The organism is Marinilabiliales bacterium, from assembly GCA_007695015.1.
In the GTDB taxonomy this organism is placed as follows: Bacteria; Bacteroidota; Bacteroidia; order Bacteroidales; family PUMT01; genus PXAP01.
Window position 1 is genome coordinate 1 of sequence record REEN01000060.1, and the last position, 24,567, is coordinate 24,567.

18 protein-coding genes are annotated in these 24,567 nt (G+C 49.3%); 11 read left to right on the forward strand and 7 right to left on the reverse strand.

Going from position 1 to position 24,567, the window contains the following annotated elements:
- The coding region (locus tag EA408_07775) for a hypothetical protein (GenBank protein TVR71962.1) at positions 1-391 on the forward strand (391 nt) is incomplete at its 5' end.
- On the opposite strand, the gene EA408_07780 is transcribed toward EA408_07775, so the two are convergent.
- The 3 genes from EA408_07780 to EA408_07790 form a co-directional block, all read right to left on the reverse strand.
- Positions 356-913, reverse strand: a complete 558-nt coding sequence (locus tag EA408_07780; GenBank protein TVR71963.1) for a phosphatase PAP2 family protein — start codon at positions 911-913, stop codon at positions 356-358. The two genes, EA408_07775 and EA408_07780, sit on opposite strands and share 36 nt — an antisense overlap.
- Positions 914-1,005: 92 nt before the next feature.
- Positions 1,006-2,469 carry an RNA polymerase sigma-54 factor gene (gene rpoN / locus EA408_07785; protein TVR71964.1) on the reverse strand — a complete coding sequence of 488 codons (1,464 nt, stop codon included), beginning with the start codon at positions 2,467-2,469 and terminating at the stop codon, positions 1,006-1,008.
- 138 nt (positions 2,470-2,607) lie between these two features.
- Positions 2,608-4,005: an asparagine--tRNA ligase gene (locus EA408_07790; protein ID TVR72020.1), complete on the reverse strand. Its 1,398-nt coding sequence runs from the start codon at positions 4,003-4,005 to the stop codon at positions 2,608-2,610.
- A gap of 324 nt (positions 4,006-4,329) precedes the next feature.
- Here EA408_07790 and EA408_07795 point away from each other — a divergent pair, with 324 nt between their 5' ends.
- A complete protein-coding gene (locus EA408_07795) occupies positions 4,330-5,181 on the forward strand; it encodes a universal stress protein (GenBank protein ID TVR71965.1) in 852 nt (283 codons plus the stop codon).
- A 180-nt stretch (positions 5,182-5,361) separates the two neighbouring features.
- Here EA408_07795 and EA408_07800 read toward each other — a convergent pair whose 3' ends face one another.
- Positions 5,362-6,243 (reverse strand): polyphosphate kinase 2 family protein, encoded by an 882-nt coding sequence (locus EA408_07800; GenBank protein TVR71966.1) that lies wholly within the window; start codon positions 6,241-6,243, stop codon positions 5,362-5,364.
- A 100-nt stretch (positions 6,244-6,343) separates the two neighbouring features.
- Here EA408_07800 and gldA point away from each other — a divergent pair, with 100 nt between their 5' ends.
- From gldA to EA408_07815, 3 genes are all read left to right on the forward strand, one after another.
- The gene (gene gldA, locus EA408_07805; GenBank protein ID TVR71967.1) at positions 6,344-7,252 is read left to right on the forward strand and encodes a gliding motility-associated ABC transporter ATP-binding subunit GldA; all 909 of its coding nucleotides are present in this window, start codon (positions 6,344-6,346) and stop codon (positions 7,250-7,252) included.
- A 278-nt stretch (positions 7,253-7,530) separates the two neighbouring features.
- On the forward strand, positions 7,531-8,829 hold the full coding sequence (locus EA408_07810; GenBank protein TVR71968.1) for a methionine adenosyltransferase: 1,299 nt from the start codon (positions 7,531-7,533) through the stop codon (positions 8,827-8,829).
- Positions 8,830-9,077: 248 nt separating this feature from the next.
- Positions 9,078-11,219 carry a Na/Pi cotransporter family protein gene (locus EA408_07815; protein ID TVR71969.1) on the forward strand — a complete coding sequence of 714 codons (2,142 nt, stop codon included), beginning with the start codon at positions 9,078-9,080 and terminating at the stop codon, positions 11,217-11,219.
- A 254-nt stretch (positions 11,220-11,473) separates the two neighbouring features.
- On the opposite strand, the gene EA408_07820 is transcribed toward EA408_07815, so the two are convergent.
- A complete protein-coding gene (locus tag EA408_07820; protein TVR71970.1) occupies positions 11,474-12,142 on the reverse strand; it encodes an HAD family hydrolase in 669 nt (222 codons plus the stop codon).
- 341 nt (positions 12,143-12,483) lie between these two features.
- Between EA408_07820 and EA408_07825 the strand changes: the two genes are divergently transcribed.
- Complete coding sequence (locus tag EA408_07825; GenBank protein ID TVR71971.1) at positions 12,484-13,665, forward strand: hypothetical protein; 1,182 nt, start codon at positions 12,484-12,486, stop codon at positions 13,663-13,665.
- Positions 13,666-13,793: 128 nt separating this feature from the next.
- On the opposite strand, the gene EA408_07830 is transcribed toward EA408_07825, so the two are convergent.
- Positions 13,794-14,861, reverse strand: coding sequence for a ketoacyl-ACP synthase III (locus tag EA408_07830; protein TVR72021.1), 1,068 nt, complete (start codon positions 14,859-14,861; stop codon positions 13,794-13,796).
- Between the two features lie 230 nt (positions 14,862-15,091).
- On the opposite strand from EA408_07830, the gene EA408_07835 reads away from it, so the two are divergent.
- The gene (locus EA408_07835) at positions 15,092-17,872 is read left to right on the forward strand and encodes a DUF3352 domain-containing protein (protein ID TVR71972.1); all 2,781 of its coding nucleotides are present in this window, start codon (positions 15,092-15,094) and stop codon (positions 17,870-17,872) included.
- A 113-nt stretch (positions 17,873-17,985) separates the two neighbouring features.
- Here EA408_07835 and EA408_07840 read toward each other — a convergent pair whose 3' ends face one another.
- Positions 17,986-18,498 (reverse strand): hypothetical protein, encoded by a 513-nt coding sequence (locus EA408_07840; protein ID TVR71973.1) that lies wholly within the window; start codon positions 18,496-18,498, stop codon positions 17,986-17,988.
- A 433-nt stretch (positions 18,499-18,931) separates the two neighbouring features.
- On the opposite strand from EA408_07840, the gene EA408_07845 reads away from it, so the two are divergent.
- From EA408_07845 to EA408_07860, 4 genes are all read left to right on the forward strand, one after another.
- Positions 18,932-20,611: a hypothetical protein gene (locus EA408_07845; protein TVR71974.1), complete on the forward strand. Its 1,680-nt coding sequence runs from the start codon at positions 18,932-18,934 to the stop codon at positions 20,609-20,611.
- Between the two features lie 13 nt (positions 20,612-20,624).
- Positions 20,625-22,007, forward strand: coding sequence for a hypothetical protein (locus EA408_07850; GenBank protein ID TVR71975.1), 1,383 nt, complete (start codon positions 20,625-20,627; stop codon positions 22,005-22,007).
- 32 nt (positions 22,008-22,039) lie between these two features.
- Complete coding sequence (locus tag EA408_07855; GenBank protein TVR71976.1) at positions 22,040-24,145, forward strand: OmpA family protein; 2,106 nt, start codon at positions 22,040-22,042, stop codon at positions 24,143-24,145.
- Positions 24,146-24,303: 158 nt separating this feature from the next.
- On the forward strand, positions 24,304-24,567 hold the full coding sequence (locus tag EA408_07860; protein ID TVR71977.1) for a DUF4834 family protein: 264 nt from the start codon (positions 24,304-24,306) through the stop codon (positions 24,565-24,567).

A 24,567-nucleotide genomic window follows, 5' to 3' on the forward strand; every position in this document is an offset into this window, starting at 1 on the left:
CGAGATCCTGAAGAAAGCAGAGGCCGGTAAAGTTTCAATGACAGGAAAGGCTGAAGGGACCGGGATGGCTTCAATGACCGGTAAGGCTGAAGGGACCGGGATGGCTTCAATGACCGGTAAGGCTGAAAGGACCGGCAAGGCTGATATAACCGATCAGGTAGATCACGCTGCTTATGACGGAATTTCCCATGAAGACACTAAAGCCCGTGCAGAAATTACTGTCGAAGGCGCGGCAACAGCTCAGGGTGACGGATTGCACCGATCGGTTGGTTGCTGCGGCCTGCTTTCCCGCTCCTGTATTGACGGAACGCTTTTAAGGGAAAGGGTGGCAGAGGTGATGCGGAGAGTGGCTCCCCTAGAAATTGAACATCAGGAGAAACGCGATGGTTAAGCCGGTAAGGTAACCAACATAGATCTGCGCGGGTGTGTGTGCCCCGAGTTTAAGTCTTGACCACCCGGTCAGGCCCCCACACAGGAATAAAAGTGACAGGTATAGCTGCAGGTTTACACCATGCCTGAAAGCTACGGCAAGTATTGTTCCTGCAAGCGCTCCCTGTGCTGTCATGTGAAGACTTATCTTCCACCTGAACGTTACCAGTGAGCATACCAGCAGTGTTACTGTCCCCGTAATGGCATAGGTGCTTATGAGTGACGGTACGTTAAGCCTGGAGAGCATGTGCCAGGTAAAACCGTAAAAAATAACGGTTATGAACATGGGCATCACCCTTTCGCGGTGGCTCTCCATTGCCAGGCCGGCTTTGTTGCGCTGCAGGATGATCACGGGTATTAGGGTGAGGGGCAGCAGGGTGGTGCCAATTAAGAGTATCAGGAAGATGGCGCGTTTCTGCGGAAAGGAGAGAAACTCCAGGTAGGTGCCGGAGTTTAGCAGCAGTAGAAGTCCGATAGCCGGCATTATGAGTGGATGAAGGATAACGCTTACCGTTCTGGCTATGGCTCTCTGCATTCTGTTCTGTTTTTGAAAGTTTGTTGTGTTGTTTGGAGTGGTCAGAGTTCTTTCCTGAGTCGGGCGACCGGAATGTTGAGCTGCTCCCTGTATTTCGCTACGGTACGGCGGGCTATGTTGTATCCCTTTTCCCTGAGTATGGCAACCAGCTTCTCGTCGGTCAGCGGCTTGCGCTTTTCTTCCTTTTCAATGCAGCCGGCAAGTATGTTCTTTATCTCGCGGGTGGAAACCTCTTCGCCAGAATCGCTCTGAAGCCCTTCTGAGAAGAAGGATTTCAGCGGAAAAATCCCGAAGTGTGTCTGTATGTATTTGCTGTTGGCCACACGGCTGATGGTCGATATGTCAAGTCCGGTTCTTTCGGCAATGTTCTTCAGTATCATTGGCCTGAGCTTTGTTTCATCACCTTCCTGGAAATACTCCTTCTGGTACTCAATAATGGCGTTCATGGTCATCATCAATGTGTTTTGCCTCTGAACGATAGCGTCTATGAACCACCTGGCTGAATCGATCTTCTGCTTTACAAAGGTGATGGCATCCTTGTCTTCTTTGCTGGCCTTGTCCTTCTGCCTGGCATATTGCTCGATCATCTGGCTGTATGTCCGGTTTATCCGCAGCTCGGGGACATTCTGTGAGTTGAGGCTGAGCATCAGTTCGCCGTCTTTTATATCAAGTATGAAATCGGGTACTATATGTTGTGTGCTGTGTGTTGACGAGTCACTGTAGGAGCTGCCCGGGCGGGGGTTGAGCCTGATTATTTCGTCGATGGCAAGTTTCAGCTCTTCTTCGCCGATGTTCATGCGCTTTATTATCTTGTCGTAGTGCTTGCGGGTGAACTCCTGGAAATGGTTCTTCAGGATGGTCCTGGCTGTTTTTATGGCCGGATTGCCCTGGTCCTTGCGTTCTATCTGCAGCAGAAGGCATTCCTGAAGGTCGCGCGCCCCGACACCCGGGGGATCGAAATCCTGCACTATCTGGAGGATCTCGTACAGCTCCTGCTCGGTGGTGGTTATGTTCTGTGTGAAGGCGAGGTCATCGACTATGGACTCCAGTTTTCGCCTCAGGTAACCGTCATCATCCATATTGCCAAGTATATACTGGGCAAGCAGTTCCTGTTTCTCGGTAAGGCTCCTCATTCCGAGCTGACTCTCCAGGTGGGCATGGAAAGAGGAGAAGGAGCTGAGGGGTACCTCAGGCCTTTTGTCGTCGTCGGAATAGTTGTTGGTGGCGAGCCGGTAGTTGGGTATGTCGTCGTCTTCAATGTAGTCTTCGAGTGAGAACTCTTCGTCGTTGTTACCTGATTCGTCCTGTTCTGCATCTGCCTCTTCCTGGCCGTCGAAATCAAGATCGCTGCCGTCTTCACCCTCTTCGAGGATGGGATTCTCCTCGAGCTCCTTCTTTATTCTCTGCTCCAGTTGCATGGCAGGTATCTCCAGCAGCTTGATCATCTGGATCTGCTGCGGCGATAGCTTCTGGAGCAACTTCTGCTGTAATCTCTGCTTTAACATCGTTGGTTACCGTAAAAAGGCGAGGACAATTTACAAAATATTTCCCTAAGCCGGAAGAGAGCATTTTCGGATTATTTTGTCTGCCAGGAGATGGTGTCGGCTTTGTTGCACGTTCTTTTCCGCGAAAGCGTTATGAGTCTAAAATTCAGCGTTTTTAGGCGTTCTTGGGAATGGGATTACATCCCTGATATTGCTCATGCCGGTTATGAAGAGTATCATGCGCTCGAAACCGAGTCCGAATCCCGCGTGGGGCGCGGTGCCGAAACGGCGTGTGTCGAGGTACCACCAGAGCTCCTCGCGCGGTATGCCGAGCTCTTTAATGCGGGCCTCAAGCTTGCCGAGATCCTCCTCGCGCTGCGAGCCGCCCACTATCTCTCCTATGCGGGGGAAGAGTACGTCCATGGCGCGGACCGTTTTGCCATCGTCGTTCTGCTTCATGTAGAAAGCCTTGATCTTACTGGGATAGCCGGTTATTATGACCGGCTTTTTGAAATGCTGCTCGACGAGGAACCGCTCGTGCTCGGACTGCAGGTCGCTGCCCCAGTCGGTCGGGAACTCAAACTTGCGGCCTGATGAGCTGAGGATATCTATTGCCTGGGTGTATGTTATTCGCTCGAAATCTGTTTTTATGACCGAGTTGAGCCTTTCCAGCAGCTCCTTGTCGTACATGTTGTTCAGGAATTCGAGATCTTCACTGCAGTGCTCAAGGGCATAGACCACCAGGAACTTGAGGAAGTCCTCGGCCAGGTCCATGTTGTCTTCTATATCGTAAAAGGCCATCTCGGGCTCTATCATCCAGAACTCGGCCAGGTGTCGCGGTGTGTTGGAGTTCTCGGCCCTGAAGGTGGGACCGAAGGTGTATATCTCTGAAAGCGCCAGGGCGCCAAGCTCGCCTTCGAGCTGGCCCGATACGGTGAGGTTGGTCTCCTTGCCGAAAAAGTCGTCGCGGTAATTGACGCTGCCGTCTTCGTTGAGGGGCGGACTTACGGGGTCGAGGGTGGTGACCCTGAACATCTCGCCAGCCCCTTCGGCATCGGAACCGGTGATGATGGGGGTGTGCAGGTAATAGAAGCCGTTATCGTTGAAGTACTTGTGTATCGCGTAAGACATGGCGTGCCTTATCCTCAGTATGGCGCCGAAGGTGTTGGTGCGCGGACGAAGGTGGGCTATCTCCCTGAGGAACTCCAGCGAGTGGCCCTTCTTCTGAAGCGGGTAGGTACCGGGATCGGCGCTCCCGTAAAGCTCTATCTTTTTTGCCTTGATCTCCACACTCTGGCCCTTCCCTTCTGAGGGGGTCAGTATCCCGTCGACCGAGATGCATGCCCCGGTGGTGACCTGCCTCAGCAGCTCATCGGGAAATTCAGGCACATCGGCCACTACCTGTATGTTATTAATGGTGGAGCCGTCATTAAGGGCAATGAAGGCAATGCTTTTGTTGCCACGGCGGGTACGCACCCAGCCCTTTACGGTGATCTCCTTGTCAAACCCGGTTGAGACAAGGGCGTCCTTTACTCTTGTTCTGCTTCTGATGGTCATGTCGATTGAATATGGTTCTGAATTTTGCTGCAAAAATACAGGATATATCATTATATGTCCCACACAAAAGAGGATTTATCAAAAAAATCATTTTTAAGGGAGGTTTATAATACTTTTATCACCATTTTTTTAATAAGCGTGCAACCAAATATGCCTGATTACAGTCTGAAATGAAAGATCCTTTAGTAAAATTATGTGCAGGAAGCTGGGTAGGGGCCGGTTTTTTAGGCAGTTAATTTTTTATTTGTGGAATAAATGCCATAAATTTAGTCCCGACTTTGTCTGACCTGAAACCTCTTATATTGTTGAACAAATTTACCTCCCATGGAAAAGGAAAAAGTTGCAAAGGAACTACTGGTTACCTATGACTTCACTCCCGTATCTGAAAATGCACTCGCACATGCGCTGCGTATTTCAAAATACACCGATTGCCCCATAACGATCATCCACGTTATTGAGGACGGATCAGGTTTTGAAGGCCGCAAGGAGGAAGCTGAGGGCAAGCTTGCTACGCTGTGTGATGATTTTTACAAGAAGAATGGTGTTAAGATCAATTATCATGTTCTGGGAGGCACAATATTTAATGCCATTGGCAAGTATGCCACCGAGTGTTCAGCCCGGATGGTGATAATGGGTACCCACGGAGTCAAGGGAATGCAGAAACTGACAGGAAGCCATGCACTGAGGGTGATTGTCAAAAGTAAGGTGCCCTTCCTGGTGGTGCAGGATAAACCTTCTGAAAAGCACAGGTTTACCGACATCGTATTTCCCATCGACTTTAAGGCTGAAACCAGGGAAAAACTTTACTGGGCAATCTATATGGGAAAGTATTTCAATTCGAAGGTACACCTGTTCAAGCCGCCGATAACTGATAAGGCAATTGCAAAGAAGGTGAACACAAACCTGAACTTTGCAGCAAGGTACCTTATACAGAACAATATTGAATATGAGATTCACGTGGCCAAAAAGGCGGGTAACTTTTCGAAGGAGACCATCGCTTTTGCCCAGGAGATAAATGCCGACCTGATAGTGATAACCACTACAAAGTCGGTGAATATGACGGACTTTGTCATGGGCCTGCCTGAGCAGGAGATAATAGCCAACAGTGCGCGTATACCTGTCATGGCGGTTAATCCGCGCGTTGGGATATCAACGGTGCATTCTGTGATGTACTGACAGTGTATGGCCTGCCGGGCGCCGGTGCGTGATGCTTTGAGACAGTAGCAGTGGCAGGTTCGCGGCAGCGCAGGTGCGGCTGTAACCGGCGTGCAGCGTTGCGGCAGCGGTTGCGGTACATTCACGGCAGTCCAAATGCGGCTGGGACAGGCGAGCGGTAGTGCAGGCGCAGCTATGGCGCTACTCTTCGTTCAGCAGCAGCTCTTTCGCCTCCCTGAGGTTTTTTCTTGCCTCCGGACCGACTTCGGGATACTTCAGGTTCATGTTTTCAAGGGCATCGGCCAGTATGTCGCATACCACGGTGCGCATGAACCACTTGTTGTCGGCCGGTATGATGTACCAGGGAGCCCAGGGCGTGGAGGTTTTGTTTATGGCTTTCTCGAATGCCTCCTGGTAAAGATTCCATTTCTGCCTCTCCCTGATATCGTTTATCGTGAACTTCCAGTTCTTCTTCTTGTTGTTGATGCGCGACAGGAACCGTGCCTTCTGCTCATCTTTTGAAAGGTGCAGGAAGAACTTAAGGATGATGGTGCCACTGTCATGCTGCTGCTTCTCAAAATTGTTTATGTGGGTGTAGCGGTTCTCCCAGAATTCGGGCGTGATATCGTCAACACTGTAGATGCCGGGAATGTTCTGTTTCAGCAGGAACTCCGGGTGCACCCTGGTTATCAGCACCTCCTCGTAATAGGAACGGTTGAAGATCCCGATTCGGCCCCTTTCAGGCATCCTCTTGGTGGTGCGCCACAGATAATCATGCGAAAGCTCTTCGGATGAAGGGGACTTGAAGCTGAATACCTGGCAGCCCTGCGGGTTGATGCCCGACATGACGTGCTTGATGGTGCCGTCCTTGCCTGCAGCGTCCATGGCCTGGAAGATGATCAGGATCGAATGGCGGCTGTATGCGTAAAGCATGTCCTGCAATGTGGCAGTCCTTTTTATGTCGCGTCTGAGCATCTTCTTTGCCTGTTTCGGGGACTCAAACTCGCCCGTGTAGGCGGTATCGTAATCTTTCAGCCTGATGGCGGCGCCTGGTTTTGCGATGATCTTTCCGATGTCGAACATAGACTTTGAAGTTTAGCTATCCAAGTTATGAAAATCAAACAATAAAAACCAACTCTGGAATGATTTTTATAAATTAGCCGCTGCAAAAAAATCAGATAATATGCCAGTTGAGGTAAAAAATGTGGTTAAGATTTACGGCAGTCAGCGTGCCCTCGACGATGTCACCTTTAATATAAAAAAAGGAGAGGTTCTTGGTTTCCTTGGACCGAACGGGGCCGGGAAATCAACCATGATGCGTATAATTACCGGCATCATTCCAGCCGATTCAGGCAATGTGTCGGTTAACGGCATCAATGTGATGGAAGATTCCCTGAAGGTCAGGGAAAGGATCGGGTACCTCCCCGAAAATAATCCTCTCTACCCTGATATGTATGTCAGGGAATACCTTCAGTTTGTAACCCGGCTATACAAGCTGCCGGGAAAGTCACGGCGGGTGGAAGAGCTGATAGGAATGACCGGACTGGGGGAGGAGCAGCACAAGAAGATCGGGGCCCTTTCAAAGGGTTACAGGCAGAGAGTGGGACTGGCACAGGCCCTGGCCAATGACCCCGACGTGCTGATCCTTGATGAGCCGACCGGGGGACTTGATCCGAACCAGATTGTTGAGATAAGAAACCTGATAGCCGAAGCAGGTAAGGAGAAGACCGTCATGCTTTCAACCCACATTATGCAGGAGGTTGAAGCCATTTGCGACAGGATAATAATTATCAAGAACGGAAAGATTGTGGCCGATGATACCAGGGAGAACATTTCGGCGATGAGCAGCATCAAAAAGATATCGGTTTCGGTCGAGTTTGACCGCGATGTCGACCCCGACGAGCTTACCAGGATTCCTGGCGCCGGCAAGGTGATCAAAGTAAACGGCAACAGGTGGATCATTGAAAGCATTGGCGATGAGGATATCAGGGCAGGGGTGTTCGGCTTTGCCGTTCAGAAAAATATCGTTGTGCTTTCCATGCACCGGGAAGAGAGAAACCTTGAAAGTATCTTCAGGGAGCTGACCGGCTAGAGATCTGACCGGCTCGGGAACTTACCGGCCAGGGAGCTGACCCGGCACAATGCGCGAACATGCCTGGTACTCTTGGCTGTTGCAGTGGGAGGGGACTTCTGACAGACCACGGCTGAAAAATATTTGTTCAGGTTACAAAATATAACTATTTTTGTGGCCTTACTGGTGGACGGATTTGACTGCTTGCAACCACACAAAAAAATGCTAAAACGTAGCCTTTCTGCAAACAATCTCACCGCTTCCCCATTTAATTATTGTCAAACTAAATCTGTCATAAGATGGCTTATTTATTTACTTCTGAATCGGTGTCGGAGGGTCACCCCGACAAGATTGCCGACCAGATATCAGATGCACTTCTTGATGAGTTCCTTAGATACGATCCCGAATCAAAGGTTGCCTGTGAGACGCTGGTGACGACCGGACTGATAGTGTGCAGCGGCGAGGTAAAAACCGAGGGTTACGTAGATATCCAGAGAGTGGCCCGCGATACGGTTCGCGATATAGGGTACACCAGTTCTGAATACAAGTTCGAGGCTGAATCGTGCGGGATAGTATCCTGCATTCATGAACAGAGTCCCGACATCAGCCAGGGTGTGGAGCGGGAAAACGATGAAAACCAGGGCGCCGGCGACCAGGGTATGATGTTCGGCTATGCCGTTAAGGAGATGGAGAACTACATGCCTCTGCCTATACAGTTGTCGCACATGCTGATGAAGCACCTGGCTGCCATACGTAAGGAAGGGGCCCACATGACATACCTGAGGCCCGACTCCAAGGCCCAGGTTACGGTCGAGTATGATGAAAATGACGTTGCACGCAGGCTGGATACGCTTGTTATTTCTACCCAGCATGACCCTTTCGGGGGAAAGGACTCAGAAATGCAGGACCGGATAGCCGGTGATATCAGGAAGATACTTATTCCAAGGGTACTCACATCGAAGACCGTGCCTCAGAATATCAGGGATCTGTTCGACGACGGCTTCAGGCTCCTGGTCAATCCCACGGGCAAGTTCGTCATTGGCGGGCCACATGGTGATACGGGACTGACTGGCAGGAAGATCATTGTCGACACCTACGGTGGGCGAGGCGCGCATGGCGGAGGTGCCTTTTCCGGGAAGGATGCATCGAAGGTGGATCGCTCGGCAGCCTACGCTGCCAGGCATATAGCCAAGAACCTGGTAGCTGCGGGTATTGCCGGAGAGATACTGGTGCAGGTGGCCTATGCCATTGGAGTGGCTGAGCCGGTTGGGCTGTTTGTAAATTCATACGGGACTGCCCGTAAGGGTATAAGTGATGAGGAGATAGCCCGGAAAGTTACAGAGCTTTTTGACCTGCGCCCCGCTGCAATAATAAAGCGTTACGGACTGAAGAACCCCGTGTTCTCAAAAACTGCCAGGTACGGACATTTCGGTCGTACACCGCATACCTGCGAGGTGGAGGTATATTACCAGGATGGGGAGACATATTCGAAGGTGATTGACGGCGTCAGGCGCAACTACAAGATGGTCGAAATGTTCGGCTGGGAGAAAACCGACGAGGTCGAAAAGATCAGGAAGGCGTTCGGAATGAAGGGATAATGAACTTTTAGTCCGCATCCATCCCATGAGTGATGCGCCGGAGAGACGATCCTCCAGGTGTTCCTTGTAAAACATTATTATCTTCCGGTCGCTTGACGGAAGACGACTTCCTGAATGCTTCCGGCACTGCCGCGGGGTGCTGTTAAAGGCAGTATTACTTATGATCTTAGTAATTACCGGGAGTGCACTGTAAGCTGAATTAATATTTTTACAATATTGCATCGGATTCTGATTGCCGGTAAGGGTTAATGCATTATTTTTACGTATTGCAAAATCGCAACCGGGTGAAAAGGGAACTTTTTCTGCTCCTGTTTTTTGTAATTCTTGTACCGGCAGCCATGCCGGCAGATCAGGCCGTGCATTACACCCAGTCCTATATTCTTGAAAAACCATATTTGCCGGGGGTCCGGGGCTACTCGGGAGACCGCCAGCATGCGAGGGCCGGCGATTATGCTGATCCCGTGAGGGCCAGGGTAGTTGACCGGGATGGGAACCCGGTGGTCGGTATACCGGTAATTTTCGAGGTGGTGGGCTATCCTTCGGGAGGAGGCGACTACAGGATCGACAACAGGATGGTCCCTACCGATACCGGCGGGATAGCAGGGGTGAACTTCAGGCTGGGTTCTTCAGGGGGTGAATATCAGCTTATTGCCCGGATAAGGTCGGCCGACGAAGAGAACGTACAGCTCTATACTTTGTTTGCGAGAGAACCGGATTGGCTGGTGTTTCTCTTCGTGGGACTTGTCGGGGGACTCGCCCTGTTCCTCCTTGGAATGGAGGTGATGAGCAGGGGTATGCTGCGGTCGGCAGGCGACAAGATGAGGACTATTCTGAGCAACCTCACCAACAACAGGTTATCGGCGATGGGACTGGGTGCCTTCGTCACCATGGTTATACAGAGCAGCAGTGCGACCAATGTGATGCTGGTAAGCTTTGTCAACGCCGGATTGATGAAGTTCAGGCAGACAATAGGTATCATACTGGGTGCTGCGGTCGGCACTACGGTCACTGCCCAGCTCATTGCATTCAAACTTACCGACTATGCCCTGGTGTTTGTTGCGCTGGGCTTCGCATTACACTCTTTTTCAAACCGCGAAAAAGTCAGTAATATCGGTGAGGCCGTTATGGGGTTCGGCATCCTCTTTTTCGGAATGCATATCATGTCTGATGCCATGTTCCCCCTGCGAAGCTTCGACCCCTTCATCCAGCTCCTGCTGAGACTGGAGAACCCGCTTCTCGGCATACTGGTCGGGACCCTGTTTACTGCACTTATTCAGAGCAGCTCAGCCTTTGTGGGGATTATGATAATATTGGGGACCCAGGGGCTGATAAGTCTGGAGGCATCCATACCGCTGCTTTTCGGATCGAACATAGGTACGGCCGTCACGGCGATGATCGCTTCGGTCAAGGCTGACCGGGAGGCCAGAAAGGTGGCCCTTGCAGTAACCCTGTTCAAGGTATTCGGGGTTCTGCTTTTTATCTGGTGGATCAAACCTTTCGCTTCGGTTATTGAAACCATATCTCCTGGAGGGCCTGCAGGGGCAGACGAGATGGCCGTGCTGGCCGAGGTCATGCCAAGACAGATTGCAAATGCACATACCGTTTACAATGTGTTCGTGGCACTGCTGATTCTCCCCTTTACAATCAGCCTTGCAAAGTTCGTTGAGTGGATCATGCCCGTGAAAAAGAGAGCAGAGCTGCCGGCATTCAAGGTCAACTACCTGGATGAGAGCATGCTGAAAACACCTGTAATGGCTCTCAGCCTGGCCAAGAAAGAGACAATGAGAATGGGCGAAGTGGTGCATGAGATGGTCACCTCCATATTGGCTGTATTTATTTACAAGAATTCGGCTGCCATGAAGGTTATCGCTCAGCGCGAGGAGAAGGTTGACTTCCTGCGCGACCAGATAAATGCCTACCTGCTGAAAATTAACCGTGCCGGAACAATGGAGGAGAGGGCAAACGAAACCTTCCAGATACTTTATACCGTCAAGGAGCTTGAACTGATAGCCGACGTGGTGTCGGGTCCGATACACAAGAAGGCTGATTACTGGATAGCATCAGGCTACAACTTCAGTCCCGAAGGCAAGGCTGAGCTTGAGGAGTATCACCAGAAGACCTGCCGGCAGTTAAAAAGGGCCCTGGAGGTGTTCAGGGAGCTTGATATGGAGAAGGCCGCCGAGATGAAGAAAAAGTACAAGGAGTACAGGATGATGTCATTTGAAATGGCAAGGCTGCACTATGAAAGGATGCAGCAGGAGGCCGAGGATACGCTCATGAGCTCCAAAACCCACCTGGAACTGATGGCTATGCTTCGCAATATCAACAGCCACGCCACCAATATAGCAAGGATCCTGCTTCAATGGCATGACCACACACCTGATGATTAATTGATGCTGCCTTCAATGGCACAACCGCCCCACTGATGATCAGTTGATGCTGCCTTCAATGGCACAACCGCCCCACTGATGATCAGTTGATGCTGCCTTCAATGGCACAACCGCCCCACTGATGATCAGTTGATGCTGCCTTCAATGGCACAACCGCCCCACTGATGATCAGTTGATGCTGCCTTCAATGGCACAACCGCCCCACTGATGATCAGTTGATGCTGCCTTCGATGTCACAACCGCCCCACTGATGATCAGTTGATGCTGCCGTTGTGGTTTTCCAGGTACTTTTTGATGGCATCGAAATCGTCCAGCACAGGTGAACCTGTTGCCCTGAGGCGTCCCTTGCTCTGGTGCCCCTGCGCCAGGAGCAGGGTTGGTACGCCCAGTGCATCTGCCACCTGGTGGTCGTGAGTAGTGTCGCCTATCATTACCGTCTCGCCGGGATCCAGCTTATGGCGGTCAATCAGGTTTTTCCCGGCTTCAAGTTTGGAGTATGCATAATTGTCGGCTGTGCCGGTAATATCTTCAAAATAATGCCTTATTTCATAGTAATCAAGCAATCTTTCAAGTAATCCGTGTTCCTGCGCCGAGAGGATAAATTGACTCATTCCCAGCCGGCTGAAGTGCTCAAGTGTGCCTGCTGCGTCTTCAAAGAGGCGCGCCTCCGGATAGCGCTGGTTGTAAAGTACAACAAACCGGTCGGCGGGTACCTCAAAGGGCTCCTTTGAAAAGTCAAAACCTATCTCAAGAAGGTAATCCCTTATTGGAAAGGAGAACACCTCCCTGTAGAGTTCCGGCGAAAGCCGTGGCAGGGAACGCTCATCAAGAAGGCTGTTCATGCAGTCGATACAAAGTTCCATGTCGTTGAGAAGGGTGCCGTTCCAATCCCATAAAATATTCTTTATCCTTCCGTTTTCCATATAAGAATCTGGTTATGGTTGTCTCGCCCGGGGCCCTGTTTATCACCGGAGGCGGGAGTTGTGTATACTGCCCGCCCTGTTTCGCGTCGGTGGCGGGAGTTGTGTATACTGCCCGCCCTGTTTCGCGTCGGTGGCGGGAGTTGTATATGCTGTCCGCCCTGTTTCTCGCCGGTGGCGGGAGTTGTATATGCTGTCCGCCCTGTTTCTCGCCGGTGGCGGCTACCCTGAACCGGAGGGTAAAGATAGTTGTTTTGATCTTTTTTACCCGAACTGTTCGGTAAATTAGGATTGAGGTAATATCTTTGGCTGAAGAGTAGCAATGTCAAACAAAATTATGACCTATGGCTTTCAGTCTCGTTGAAGTGAAGGACAAAAAGACAGCTAAAGAATTCATTATGTTGCCTTTAAGATTGTACAGGCATGAGGCTGAATGGATCCGGCCGCTGGACAGTGATGTTGAACAGGTGTTTGACCCTAAGCTGAACAAATCGTTCCGCTCGGGCGAGTGCATCAGGTGGGTGCTGAAGGAAAACGGCGGAGAGACGGTTGGTCGCGTGGCTGCATTTTATGATAAAAAGGTGGCAGCACGGAGTGAGCAGCCTACCGGGGGCATGGGATTTTTTGAGTGTATAAATGACCGCGAGGCGGCATTCAGGCTGTTTGATGCCTGCAGGGAATGGCTTACCGGGAAAGGGATGGAAGCAATGGACGGCCCGGTGAATTTCGGAGAGAGGGACCGGTGGTGGGGACTGCTGGTAGACGGGTTCTCAGAGCCTAACTATCGTATGCCATGGAATTTCAGGTATTACAAGGACCTTTTTGAAGAGTACGGTTTTATGAACTATTTCAATCAGTACACTTTCCGGCGGTCGATCAGCATCGAAGGTGTAAATCCCGTTATCATGGAGAAGGCTGAAAGGGTTTACCGCAATCCCGATTTTTCGTTCAGGCACATCAGCAGAAAGGAGATGGATAAGGTAGCCGAAGATACCCGAATAGTATATAACCAGGCATGGGCCGGGTTTTCAGGTGTCAGTGAGATGTCAAAAGTCCATGCCAGGGCAATGCTGAACAGCTTCAAACCTATAATGGACGAGAGGCTGATCTATTTTGCCTACCATAAAGGGGAGCCGATAGGCTTCTATATAATGATACCGGAGTTCAACCAGATCGTGAAGCACCTTAATGGCAGGCTTGATCTTATTGGTAAGATCAAATTCCTTTACCATAAATGGAACAGGACATGCAAAAAGGCATACGGGGTTATCTTCGGCGTTGTTCCCAGGTTTCAGGGCAAGGGTGTCGAGGGGGGCATGATAAAAGCTTTTGCCGATGTCGGAACCAAACCGGGCTTCCAGTACAAAGAGCTTGAGCTTAACTGGATAGGGGATTTCAACCCGCCAATGATAAAGCTGGCAAACCAGCTCGGGTTCAGCGTTGCCAAGACCCATGTGACCTACAGGTACCTTTTCGACAGGGAGAAGGAGTTCAGGAGGGCGAAGATAAGGGGCAGGGAAGAGTAGCGACTGCAAGGTGCCGCCGGGGCGCCATGTGGTTTACCGGATGCCCGGTTCCGGGGCAGGGAAGAGTGATGTTATGAGCCGTGGCGGCCGGTTGCCCTTTGCCGGCATCAGGTTGCAGGGGTGGGGGACTAATGCCTGTAGACTATAGCGTTAATGTGCATGCCGGCTCCTACCGAGGCAAATATGACCACGTCGCCGGGGTTTATCTCGTGATCCTTGAGGCTGCCCTTCATTATCATATCGTAGAGTGTTGGGACGGTGGCCACAGAGCTGTTGCCCAGCTCGTGAATGTTCATCGGCATGACCTGCGCCACATCGGGCCTTATACCGTATAACCTGTAGAACCGCTGAACTATTGCCTGGTCCATCTTCTCATTTGCCTGGTGAAGCAATATCTTCTTAACTTCGCCAATTGGTATGTCTGTCTTGTCAAGGGCCGCCTTCATGGCGTGTGGCACGTTTGAAATAGAGTATTCATATATCTTTCTCCCGTGCATCTTGATATAACGGACATTCGGGTTACTGTCGGGTGCGTTTGATTCTCCCAGGTACAGGTAGTAGGCCTCTTCAATGGTATTGGATACGGCAGCAGAGGCCAGAAATCCTTTTCTCTGGTCTGACTTCACTCCCTCAACCACTGCGGCGCCGGCTCCGTCGGAAAATATCATTGTATCGCGGTCGTACTTGTCCACTACCCTTGATAGTGTTTCAGCCCCTATGATCAGAATTCTCTTTGCGAGTCCGGTGCGTATGAACGAATCGGCATGGATCACACCCTGTACCCACCCGGGACAGCCAAAAATGATGTCATAAGCTACGCATGAGGGGTTCCTGATACCGAGCATCTGTTTTACCCTGGCTGCAAGGCAGGGCAGGGTATCGGACTGGATAGTGTTCTGGAGTACATCGCCAAAATTGTGGGCAACGATTATATAATCGAGTGTTTCAGGATCTATGCCCGCACTCTTAATTGCTTCACGTCCTGCGATGGCTGAAATGTCGGAGTTGCTCTGACCCTCCTTGACCCACCTTCGCTCTGCAATACCTGTGATATCCCTGAACTTGTCCACCACAATCTCTCCGGGACTGTCAATCCTGCTCTTGTCTTTTTCAAAGAAGGTCTGGCGGGTAAATTCTGAATTGGATATCCTCACTGAGGGTATGTAGCTTCCTGTGCCCGTTATTATCGTGTTCAAATGCTCCATTGGGACTGGGTTATCGGTTCAACAATCAAATCCGGGCGCGTAACTTCTGCCGGGGTCAAAAGACTTTTCAGGCAGCAAAAATATAATACTTTTTTTTAATCACCTGTCAGGTGTTGATAATTAATCTGTTTTTGGGGATTTTGTGAATGAGATGCCGGTGGATTATACACCAAAAAAAATGTACTTTTACGCACTGAAAAGGGTATTCTGGTGAAACCTGGATGACGATGATAAAAAGAATTCTTCTTGCTACCCTTATTATTACTTCCATTGCGCTTATCATAGGGGTTTGGATATTTTTTCGGGGGACTGCATTAACGGGCGGGGATCCTATCAGGGCAGTTGCTCCGGATGCTGCTGTGGTGATACGAACTTCTGATTTTCCCTCATTTGCAGATGCTCTTGAGAAAGGGAGCGATATGTGGTCAGCTCTGGAAAAGATAACCGGCAACCAATGGATCCTGACGGGTGTGAGGTACCTTGATTCTCTGATCGGCGCCAACCCTGACGCTGCAGAGCTTGCCAGGGACCGGAAATTGCTGCTCTCAATGCATCCATCGGGAAGGGACCGCTACCAGCCGGTATTTTATACTTCGGTGTCGGGAATGAGAGAAGTGTCTGAACTGAAAGAGCTTGCCGGATCCCTGCTTGATGGCCGGGCCATGACAGGCGAACGGCTGTACAACCGTGTAAGGATCTATGATGTTACGATGTACGGTGATCGCCATTCTGGTAATTTCTCCTGGGCCGTTACCGAAGGTATTTTTATTTTCAGCTTCTCTCCTGTGCTTTTGGAAAATGCAATAGACCAGGTTGCAGTGGGCGACAAGATCTTCGATGACGATTATTTCATGAAAGTATATTCTTCAACAGGCAGGAACGTTGCTGCCAATATCTTTGTCAACCTTCGTAACCTGCCCAGGTATTTATCCACATGGAGCGGCGGAGAAATAAGGAATTCGCTGTTGCTTGGCGGGACCCTGGGTGACTGGGCTGAACTGGACCTGCACCTGCGTGCTGACGGGATGCTGATGAACGGGTTTTCAAGGGCATGCAGGGAAGGGGATAGTTATCTTGATCTGTTTAAGGGCCAGTCACCTGTAACTACTGGTGCTCTGCAGGTAATACCGGGTAATGCTTCGGCCTTCCTGGCCCTGGGAATGAGCGATGTGAATCTGTTTCATGAAAATCTGCGCAGATGGAATGGGAATAACGGCAGGCAGGAACGCCTGAGTAGACTGGAGGAAGAGTTCAGAACTACCGCCGGAACCGGATTCTTCCCGTTATTCCAGTCATTTATGGAAGGGGAGGTTGTAATGGTTATGACCGGCTGGGAATCGCCGGGAACGGAGGGGGAATCATTCCTGATGGTACGGACAAGAAGCAGTTCACTGGCCGGGGAGGCTCTTGGCAGGGTTCTTGATCATCATGCAGGTCAGCAGGGAAGAAGAAGGGATGACTATCGTGAGGTTTACAGGGTGGATAGTGAAACGTCATTCGACATTTTCAGGTTTCCATTTACACAGACCGGCGAGCTGCTGTCAGGCAAGGCTTTTGGAACGGCCCAAACATTGTGGTACACATTTGTGGGCAACTACCTGGTCTTTGGTGAGTCGGTAAACGGCCTTTCGGAGTTCATACATGCCAACGTGCTTAACCAGACCCTGAGTGCCGACAGGCGTTTCAGGGATTTCTCGGGGTACCTGATGTCGCAGAGCAATATGTGGTTCTATACCGATCTGCCAAGATCGGCCGGACTGCTAACCTGGTTACTGAGAGAGGATGTTGCCGGGAATATTGCAGATGATCCTTTACCGGTAAGGAAGTTCCAGGCGTTATCGGCTCAGTTCAGCGCCGACAACGATATGCTGTACAATAATATCTCGCTCAGATACTCCCCGGTGGTGACAGAGGAGCCACACACAGAATGGCAGACCCTGCTTGATACGGTTATTGATTTCAAGCCTCACCTGCTGGTAAATCATAATACAGGGGAGAACGAGATATTCGTCCAGGATGAGAGGAACAACATTTACCTGATAAACCGCGCCGGTCGCATTTTGTGGAAAAGGCCGCTGCCCGGAAGGATATTGGGTAATGTATACCAGATTGACCTTTACAAAAACAACCGGCTGCAGATGCTGTTCAATACGAGCGAGCAGATATTCCTGGTCGACCGTAACGGTAATGATGTGGGCAGATACCCTGTCCGTCTTCCGTCGCCGGCCACCAACGGTATATCGGTTTTTGACTATGAGGGAAACAGGGACTACCGGATATTTGTTGCCTGTGAGGACCGCACTGTTGTAGTCCGTTCCGGTGACGGGAACATTATCCCTGGCTGGAACTTCGGAAGGACCGAGCACAATGTCTATCATGAGATACAACATATAAGGTCGGGTGGAAGAGACTATATAGTATTTGCTGACAGGCACCGGGTTTACATTCTTGACCGCAGGGGTAACATCAGGCTAAGGCCCGACAAAGTGTTTCCCGTTTCAGGGCATAACAACATAGTGTTTGAGGGAAGAACACCGGCTTCCGAGCCCCGGATCACAATAACCGACACCCTGGGGCTGGTATGGCATATTGGTCTTGAGGGGACAACCGAGGTGGTGAAACTGGGAGAGTATTCTTCAGGACATTTTTTTGATTTCCAGGATGTGAATGCAAACGGGAAGAAGGACTATATCTTTATTGATGGTAACCGTCTGGATGTATATGGTAATGACGGACTGCCGATCTTCAGTCATGAGTTCCCGTCTGAAATAACTCATGTGCCGGCCTATTACCACTTTTCAGCAAGGGACAGGAAAATCGGAGTTGTCTCACAAAGCGATGGGCAGATATTCCTTTTTAACGCGAATGGTGAAATCTACAACGGGTTCCCCCTCCGTGGCAGCTCATTGTTTACGATTGGTTTCTTTCAAACCGGACAGGGCAATTTCAACCTGATTGTCGGTTCTGACGATAACTTCCTTTACAACTACACTGTATACTGAAAAGAGGCTGCCCTTTTCGGACAGCCTCTTTCAAAATGATCGGGTCATGTTATTCACCGGCAGCGTGAAAGTAGCCGAACGGGCCGGGTTGGCAGGAACTGCTGAAAGCATCTTTACAGGAGTTGTACCACCATCTCTGACGAAACGCTTATTTTAACTTCAAGATCCTCCTCAATGGCTTCTTTGTCGGCAACGCCATAGAGGCTGAAAGTCATTCCGCCATCGTTAACTACATAATCGAGTATGTCATCGAGAATGATTTCAAAAGATATGCTGTTGGCGGATATCTCAGAAGACCTGGCAACAAGGGTCTGACTCACCGGGGGGTGCTCGTCTATCTTAAGCTCCAGGTGCGAGATGACATCTGCAAGGTTTCCTGCATCTGTATTTACCAGGGTGAAAGTCACACCGGTTATATTGCTTTCCCTGATCTTTTCGGGATTACCGCCCTTTTCGGTGATAAGGGAGCTTATACTTTCAGTATAGACCCATTCATGAAGAAGGGGATAGCTTTCACCGCTTTTTAAAGCCGGTTCTTCTGATGTTATGGAAAATTCAGAATCACTTTCAAAGGGCACCTTAATGGTTGGGGCAAACTCATCGCATGCAGTAAAGGACAACGTCATTAACGCCATTATTGCTGCGGGAACGGTAATTTTAAGAATTTTTGTTTTCAAAATAGTATGGTTTTTTGGTTAATAGATCAGTTAGTTGTCATTTGGAGGTGTCAGATCAGAACAAAATTATGGATTCAATATCCAACTTTGGAAAATTGATGATTATATATATTCATTTTCTTACTTGCCATAATCGTAACCTGCTGATTTCCTGTTGCCGGAGATGCAGGCATACCAACAGAAATATTGTGCAACGGCTGTTGGATGCAGGTTTTTTTATATCTTTAGCTTTATAATTTTAACATTTTTTATACTACGTTAAACGTTTTGGACAAAGAATTGTTCTGTTTTTGTGATTTTTTTTCGGGATTTTAAACCGAAGTAATCAACCAGGAGAAACATCCTTGATAAGTTTCAGGCAAACACGAACATGATCACGAATATGGATATTCATTGTGACAACCAAAAGGCAAATCTTGAATATATGGGAAAATATTTTGTACTAGCTGTAGTTACCTCGCTGCTGTTTATAGTGAACGGGTGCTACCTGAATGATTTTGAAGATATCGAAGAGGTAAGGGTAGAGTCTTTTTCACCCTCATTCGGGTTCCCTGTTGTAAATTCCTCCGTGAGTCTGAAGGATCTCCTTGAGTCTGCTGATCCCGGCTCGGTCATAGTGGTCAGAAATGACAGCATTATCCTTCAGGTGAGTGAAAATTTTCAGTTTGAACTGGATCTGAATACTTTCAATGTGCCCGACAGGGAATTTGGCCTCTTAATCCCCATATCAGAGAGCTCTTCTGAGACTTACCTGGATGATTATGCCACCATTGGCAGCGATTCGGAGATTAAAAGGATTGATCTGAGCGGAGGCGAACTCTGGATTGAATTTGAAAGAAGCGGGATTGACGATGTTGGCGCCGAGCTTATGTTTACCTCCCTGAGGACAACTGAACAACCTGGCGGGTTGGTTGCGGTAAGCGACTGGTCAGATGACCCCTACGTAAGCAGGCATGTTTATGATCTTTCTGGCTCAGTGCTTGATATGTTTGTGATTGACGGCACAGATACCGTATACAACTCCATAAGTTACGGGGTAAGTGTAAGCTCTGCCCCGGGTGTTTCAGGGGATGTCGCTGTTCGTTTCGGGTTTTCCTCCGTTGAATTTGAGAGGATGACAGGCTTGATATATCATGATATAGAGCTGCCTGCCCAGGAGATCAACCTGGGTGCACTGTCATCGGTAATAGAAGGGGAGATATTCCTGAAGAATCCTGCCCTGCAGTTTGATATCGGGACATCATTCGGCACACCCTCTTCTGTTCTTATAGATGAGATCAGATTTGAGAATTATGACAATGAGATAAGGTACCTGGAAAACACCGGGACAGACCTGGAGGATGCACTGCTTCTGGGTGAGAGTAATTATCTGCCCTTCGGTACGGAGGAATTGCCTTACGCATCGAGACTATTCAGGCTGGATGCCGAAAATTCAAATATAGAGCAGGTACTACCGTTCAGTCCCAATAAGATATCCTTCTCGGGGAATTTCAATATAGGTGATACTGACCAGACCTATGTTGACCCCCATGAGTTTTATGTCAGTGACACCAGTTCATTCAATATAGACATGGATGTTGAGATACCCCTGTCGGGCAGTATTGAGAACCTGCGTTTCAGCGAGGTTATTTCAGGCCTTACCTGGCCCGAGTTCGATTCAATTGATCTGGTCGATGATTACAAGGTTGCTCTCCTGCTTAAAACCGTAAACGGATTGCCACTGACATTCGCCCTGCAGGCCAGCTTTCTTGATGAGCATGATAATGTCCTGGCATCACTGTTTGATACTGACGAAGATGTGGAGAATATAATCGAGAGCCCTGACATTGACGGGAACGGGAACCCCGTTGCCGGGACCGAAAGGGAGAAACTTACTGTTGTTGAGCTTTCCAGGGATAAGTATGATGCGATTGCCTCATCCGACAAGACCGAGTTTGTGCTAAGGGTTGATACGGGTACCGAGAGCCAAAGGGAAGTGAACATCCTGGCATCACAAACGGTAACAATCCAGATATCGGTTGCACTGGACATTACAGTTAATCCTGATACCACCGGAAATTGATTAATCTAAACAGATGATAAACAGAACCGTGAAAAGATCAATTGTTGTATTTTCGATAATGTGCCTGGGGCTGAATGCCGGAGCGCAATCAGAGCTTACCCTACCCTTTATGCACAACCTGTTCCAGTCCACCTACCTGAACCCCACGCTCAGGTCTGAACACTCCCTCAGCATAGGGTTGCCGGGAGTCTCTTCGGTGTACTTCCAGGTCATTCATAACGGGTTTGTACCCGGATCGTTTCTTGAAATAGACGGAAGGACGCTGATTATCTCCCCCGACAAACTTGAGGATCAATTGCGTAACCGCAATATGCTGCATGCAAATGCAGGTGCTGAGCTGTTTCACCTCAAAATGCGCATAGATAACTGGAACTTCTGGTACGCAGCAAGGATGAACGGAGAGATGAATTTCTTCTATCCGAAATCACTTTTCAGTCTTGCAATTGAGGGCAACACCCAGTATTCCGGCAAAGCCATGGACCTGTCACCTCTTGGGATTAACACATCACTTTACAGGGAACACACCTTCGGGGCCTCGACCGAACGGGATCAGTGGACATTCGGAGGGAGGGCCAGCCTTTTATTCGGACTTACCAATATTTATCTCAATCCAAAGCAGTTTGAGGTCAGGTTTGACGATGACATGTATGCCCTTTCTGCAGTGAGTGATGTTACATTGCGGACATCAGGGATCCCCGGCGACTCTCTCCAGAATGCAAATTTTGAGCAATTTAGCGATTCTGATAAAATTTTTGAATACTTTTTCCGGACACGGAATCCGGGATTTGCTCTGAGCGGGGGTGTTGCATATGATCTTGATTCACGGACAAGGTTTACATTCGCTTTCAGTAACCTGGGCTTTATCTCCTGGAGCGACAGTACAAAAGTACTGGATCTGAAGGGCGGAGCTGATTTTGCGGGTTTTGACATATTGACTGAATTGCTTGCGGGTAATGAAATAGATGCCGATACCCTGGTGCAGCAGTTTGCCGGTAATTTTGAATCTTCGGAAACGGCCGATGTCAGGTACAGCACCTGGCTTGCCCCGAGATTCTACCTTGCCGCCGATTATCAGCTTGCTCCGCGTACGCAGGTTGGAGCCCATTTCTATTCGGTAATTAACAGGGGATTCTATCCAGCTGTATCAGTCGGCATTACCCAGGGTGTCGGCCGGGCTCTTAACCTGGCGCTTTCTGTATCGGCCAACCAGAGAACGGTATCGAATGTCGGCTTTGGGATGATCATCAAGCCGGGGCCCTTCCAGATATATCTGCTGGCCGACAATCTATATACACCAGTAGTGGATCCGTTCACTTTTACAAACCTTAATTTAAGGGTTGGGATGAACCTGGTATTCGGCAGGGTCACCCCCGTACAGGGATTGCCATATCATTAAATAGTTGACATATAATAAATTGTTCTGCCGGCATGAGAAAATATGTAGCTTCAATCGGGTTAATATTATATATAACCATTTTATCCGGACCGCCTGCCGGAGGGCAGGCCCTGAATGTTCCTGAAAGCCTTGTCAATGTCACAGGTGTGGGTTTCAGCGATATTAATCCTGTGATATCTTTCGATGGAACCAGGCTCTATTTTAGTCGTATAAACCACCCGGAGAACAGGTTCGGGGAGAGGGACAGTCAGGATGTGTGGTATATCGAACTGCGCCAGGACGGATCGTGGTCGGAAGCCCGGCGATTGCCAGAAACGGTCAATATCGGCAGGTATAATGCCATACTTTCGGCGCTTGATGACGGAAAGTCATACCTGATACTCGGACAGTTCAGCAGGAGTGGCACATTCCGCGTTAACAACGGGTACTCTGTGATCGAAAGGACAGACGATAATGGCTGGAGTGCTCCCAGGCCTTTAGATGTAAGAAATTTCAACAGGATGAGCAGGGGGAAAGTCAGTGCTGCATATATGACACCCGATCGTGAGGTACTTGTTCATTCATTTTCCAGGAGGTATAACAGCCGCCGGTCGTCACTCTATATTTCACTCCGCAATCCTGATAACAGCTATACAAAGCCTCGTGGGATCAGGCTGGAACGTTTCGAAGGAAAAAGGCTGATCAGCCCTGAGGCTCCCTTTTTGACTTCAGACAAATCAAAACTCTATTTTTCGGCCGGAATCGACAATGACCGGAACAACAGGAGTATCTATTTTGTTGAGAAGCTGGATGACACCTACATGAACTGGTCACCTCCCGTAAGGCTTAACGATACAATTAACAGTCCGTTCTGGAACTCCTACTATATAATGAATTCAGATGGTAGCCGGGCATGGTACAGTTCGACATCCGCCGAACCCGGGACAGCGAAAATATTCACCATAAAACTGTTTGAGGAATTTCCTTTTGTGCAGGTGACCGGAAGGCTTGTGAACAGCCGGACAGGAGCGCCAATGCCGGCATCAAGGAATCCGGATGTACTGGTAAACGGGGAGATTTCCGATTCGGTTCATTATAATTTCCGTAACGGGACTTTCCGCGCAAGGCTGCCGCTAGGTGAAAATTATATCTTTTCAGGTAGAGCTGATAATTTCACATCTGAATCTGTCACTGTTGATGTAAGGGGTGAACAGTCATTTGTGGAGAGGAATATTGAGCTTCGGATGACTTCGGCGCCCTGGGTTGAACTGAGCGGACAGGTTCTTGATAACAGGTCGATGACCCCGATTGATGTGGAGGCTAAACCTGTTTTCATGATTAATGGTGAAAAGGCTGACACGGTATATATAGATCCGGTAAATGGTTCCTATTCAGTCAGGCTGCCTTTCGGTAGAAATTATATTCTGGGAGTGTCTGCAAATAACTACCGGACAATTGATGCAAGGATTGACCTTACATCACAAGAGGAACATGCCGTTATCAAACAGGATGTGCTGGCGGAGCGGATTGGTGCAGATATGGTAACACTGGCCGGTAATGTTGTCAATACCAAAACAGGAAGGTATCTCGAACCGGGTTATGATGTCAGGATGCTGGTCAACGGGCGCGAGTCACCTGCATTTAAATACGATCATGAAAATGCAGGCTATGAACTCAGCTTGCCAGCGGGGTTCAATTATGATCTGATCCCCCAATTGGTTAACTTTTATAACCGCCTGGAGGCTGTTGATCTTACTGCTGCAGAACCGATGACAGTCATAAAACGGAATTTTTATGTTACCCCCCTGGAGGTTGGCCAGTCCATCGAGATTGAAAATATCTATTTTGAGACAGGAAGCTCTGTGCTTATGCCTGAATCATTCCGGTCGCTCAATGCTCTGATCGAATTTCTGAAGGAGTACCCTAACGTTACAGTGGAGATTGGAGGGCATACCGACAATGTAGGCTCAGCTGAATTGAACCTGGCGCTGTCAGAGGGCCGGGCTTTCGCTGTGGCCGAATATGTTATTTCACAAGGGATAGATGCCAGAAGGGTTGTTTCAAAAGGTTATGGCTTCTCCAGGCCAGTTGCCAGTAACCAGACTGCTGAGGGAAGGGAAAGGAACAGGAGAGTGGATTTTACTATACTGGACCTGTAACGCGGGTTAATCCGTCAGGTATACTTTTAAAGCATGATGCTCTTAACAAGGGGCCGCGGTTCAGTATTTCACAGTGTCCGGGTAACTTCATCGCTCCTGCTGTTGCTTACACTCCTGTAAAATTATTATTACCTTTGTAGGCTTTAACGTGTATTTTGATGGGACTGATCCGGTTTGTAATTATTTTTTTCCTGGTGTGGTTTATATCAAGCCTCCTCAGCAGGTATGTGTTTCCCTGGATTGTGAGGTTCTTTGCGACCAGAATGTCCAACAGGATAAGGAGGGATTATGAGAAACAGATGAGGGAAAAAAGAAGAAAGGAAAGGGAGGGAGAGGTCACAATCAGGTACCGGCCCGGCAAGGATAAGATTATAACCCGTGACGACGGCGAATATGTCGATTATGAAGAATTAGACGACTGA